The following is a 669-nucleotide window of genomic DNA, read 5'->3' on the forward strand; positions in this document are numbered from 1 at the left end:
AGTTTATACTTCTTGCCTTCTGGAGTTTGGATGATTTCTGGTTTATTGTCAGTAGTTGTGTAGTCCTCACCTACTGGCTTATCTGTTTCGTCGTTTACAGAATCCTTGATAGTGTTGCCTTCTGTATCCTTGTAGTGAACCACAACGGATCCTTTTGGCTCTTCTTTCAAGACATATTGATAAACAACAGTCTGTTCTCCCTCTGTAACCTTACCGGTTTCTGGGGCATCGCCTTGAGAGTCACGTACAGGTTTGGTAGCTGAAAGAACGTAGGTCTTGCCATCTTTGACGATCTCAGTTGGTTTTGTTGCTGTATAGACTTCACCTACTGGGCTGTCGGCTGGCTTCACAACAGCTGGAGCTTGAAGTTCTGTTTCTGTCCCCTCAATTACGTAGCGGGCATTAACTGCTCCACCGACTTGTTGGTAGACATAGGTTACTTCTTTCGTTCCTTCGACAATCTTACCGGTTTCTTCTCCTTGAGTCCGGTCTGGCACTAGTTTATACTTCTTGCCTTCTGGAGTTTGGATGATTTCTGGTTTATTGTCAGTAGTTGTGTAGTCCTCACCTACTGGCTTATCTGTTTCGTCGTTTACAGAATCCTTGATAGTGTTGCCTTCTGTATCCTTGTAGTGAACCACAACGGATCCTTTTGGCTCTTCTTTCAAG

General features: G+C 44.2%; 1 protein-coding gene. It reads right to left on the reverse strand.

What is annotated here, in order from left to right; translation table 11 throughout:
* Positions 1-669: MucBP domain-containing protein (locus ACXM1Q_RS09340; protein ID WP_458517816.1), on the reverse strand; the 669-nt coding region annotated here is incomplete at both ends.

It is taken from the genome of Streptococcus sp. 10F2, from assembly GCF_054331515.2.